We start from the raw sequence: 2675 nt of genomic DNA, 5'->3' as shown, positions 1-2675 counted from the left end.
GACGTCGATGATCTTGGCGTTGCCGTGCACGCTGGTGGTGACGACGCCCGCCTACGAACCGGTGAACGACCGCGCTTCGGCACCGAGGGATGCAATGGCCATCGCGACGAGCGCGTTGGAGATTCGTTCACCCGCGGTGAGCAGCATGTCCATCTCACGTGCAGGGGGCGCCGGGCACACCTGCTGCGCCAGATCGAGAAGTTCGTCGGTGGTGTCACCCATTGCGGAGACGACGACGACCACGTCGTTGCCTGCCTTTTTGGTCTCGACGATTCGTTCAGCAACGCGTCGGATACGTTCGGCGGTACCCACCGACGATCCACCGTACTTCTGGACGATGAGAGCCACGCGTGTGTACCTCCGCTTGTATTTCGGGTGCATCTGATGGTGTGACTGGCCTGGTCACCTTACCTAGGTTCGCCCCCGACCCGCTCCATGGGCCTCGAAGCACGGGCGCTGAGCTGGAAGTATCGACCCTCCGGGCGAACACGAGAGAGGTATTCGGTACGACGGACCGATCGACCGGTTACGTCAACCCGCGAGTGCACGAGCCGGGTGCGGTAGTACACTCGCGTCATGCAGCGAGCGCTCCTCCTCGATCGCCGCGACGGGGTCTGATCCAGACTGGCTTCCCGTCGCGGGGTTCTTCGCGCCGGTCGACGACCATTTCAGCCAGTTACCTCGGAGAATCGAAACCATGTCACCAGCCGACGCATTCACCTCGGGATCGCGCACCATTACTCCCCCATCGCGGCCCGCGCCCAGCGATCAGCCCGTATGGAACACGCAGAAGAACTCGTCGATGCCGACCTACCGCTACCGACCCTTCGCCGACGAAGTCGAACCCATCACTCTTCCGGACCGCACCTGGCCCGACAAGATCATCGACCGCACACCGCAGTGGTGTGCCGTCGACCTGCGTGACGGCAACCAGGCGCTGATCGACCCGATGAGCCCGGCGCGCAAGCGTCGCATGTTCGATCTGCTCGTTCGCATGGGCTACAAGGAGATCGAGGTCGGGTTCCCCTCTGCCAGCCAGACCGACTTCGACTTCGTCCGAGAGATCATCGAAGACGGCGCCATCCCCGACGATGTCACCATTCAGGTTCTGACGCAGTGCAGGCCCGAGCTGATCGAGCGCACCTTCCTTGCCTGCGAGGGTGCACGCAGCGTCATCGTTCACTTCTACAACTCGACTTCCATCTTGCAGCGTCGCGTCGTCTTCCGCGCCGAGCGCGAGGCCATCAAGAAGATCGCGACCGACGGCGCCAGGAAGTGCCTCGAAGAGGCCGCCAAGTACCCGGACACGGACTGGCGCTACGAGTACTCCCCTGAGTCGTACACGGGTACCGAACTCGAGTATGCCAAGGAGGTCTGTGACGCGGTTGTCGACGTCGTGAACCCCACGCCGTCGAAGCCGGTCATCTTGAACCTGCCTGCCACCGTCGAGATGGCCACGCCCAACGTCTACGCCGATTCCATCGAGTGGATGAGCCGCAACCTCAACCGCAGGGACAGCATCATTCTGTCCCTGCATCCGCACAACGACCGCGGAACCGGCGTTGCTGCAGCCGAATTGGGCTACCAGGCGGGCGCAGACCGCATCGAGGGCTGCCTGTTCGGCAACGGTGAACGCACCGGCAACGTATGCCTGGTCACGCTGGGTCTCAACCTGTACACGCGCGGCGTCGACCCGCAGATCGACTTCTCCAACATCGACGAGGTCCGCCGCACCGTCGAGTACTGCAACCAGCTCCCCGTCCCCGAGCGTCACCCGTACGGCGGCGATCTGGTGTACACGGCGTTTTCCGGCAGCCATCAGGACGCCATCAACAAGGGCCTCGACGCGATGAAGGCCACCGCGGACGAGCAGAACCGTGACATGTCGGAGATCACCTGGCAGGTGCCGTACCTGCCCATCGATCCCAAGGACGTGGGCCGCACCTACGAGGCGGTCATCCGCGTCAACTCGCAGTCGGGCAAGGGCGGCGTCGCCTACATCATGAAGTCCGACCACGGGCTCGCATTGCCACGTCGCTTGCAGATCGAGTTCTCCCAGGCCGTGCAGCGCATCACGGACGGTGAAGGCGGTGAGGTCTCGCCGAAGGAGATGTGGGACGTTTTCGCTCAGGAATACCTGAGCCCGATCCGACCGCTCGAGCGCATCAAGCAGCGCGTCATCGCCGCCGAAACCGACGGTGGCACCGATTCGATCGTCGCGACGGTCAAGCTGGACGGCGTGGAACAAGATATCAACGGTTACGGCAACGGCCCGCTTGCCGCATTCGTAGACGCGCTGTCCACCGTCGGCTACGACGTCAGCGTTCTGGACTACTCCGAGCACGCCATGTCCGCGGGTGACGACGCCCAGGCCGCGGCCTACGTCGAAGCCTCCGTCACCGGCCCGGACGGCCACCCCGTCACGGTCTGGGGTGCAGGCATCGCGACGTCCATCACCACCGCCTCGCTGCGCGCCGTGGTCTCGGCCGTCAACCGGGCACTGAAGTAACAGCACCCAGCAGCAGTCGCTACGGGCCCCCGGTTCGCCTTCTCCGGCGAGCCAGGGGCCCGTCTCGTGTGGTGCCTATTCATTGGCGTCGACCGGCAGGGTGAGTATCTCGGCACCGTCGTCGGTGATGAGGATGGTGTGCTCACTGTGCGCAGTGAGGCAGCCC

At 64.1% G+C, this 2675-nt stretch carries 1 protein-coding gene and 1 pseudogene; one reads left to right on the top strand and one right to left on the bottom strand.

All coding sequences use genetic code 11. The features are described 5' to 3' along the window. Window positions 1-54: 54 nt before the first annotated feature. Window positions 55-348 (bottom strand): annotated as a pseudogene (locus WBQ44_RS17770) (amino acid kinase family protein); the annotation flags it as partial. Window positions 349-697: 349 nt separating this feature from the next. Between WBQ44_RS17770 and leuA the strand changes: the two are divergent. Further along, window positions 698-2509 (top strand): 2-isopropylmalate synthase, encoded by a 1812-nt coding sequence (leuA, locus tag WBQ44_RS17765; protein ID WP_495567993.1) that lies wholly within the window; start codon window positions 698-700, stop codon window positions 2507-2509. The last annotated feature ends 166 nt before the right edge of the window (window positions 2510-2675 follow it).

Source organism: Rhodococcus sp. (in: high G+C Gram-positive bacteria), from assembly GCF_049591685.1.
Taxonomy (GTDB): domain Bacteria; phylum Actinomycetota; class Actinomycetes; order Mycobacteriales; family Mycobacteriaceae; genus Rhodococcoides.
The sequence above is the reverse complement of the archived record's forward strand: the minus strand, read 5'-3'. Positions and strand labels throughout refer to the sequence as shown.

Excerpts from the sequence above, each read along its gene's own strand:
- leuA (WP_495567993.1), top strand. The coding sequence starts at position 698 with ATGTCACCAGCCGACGCATTCACCTCGGGATCGCGCACCATTACTCCC.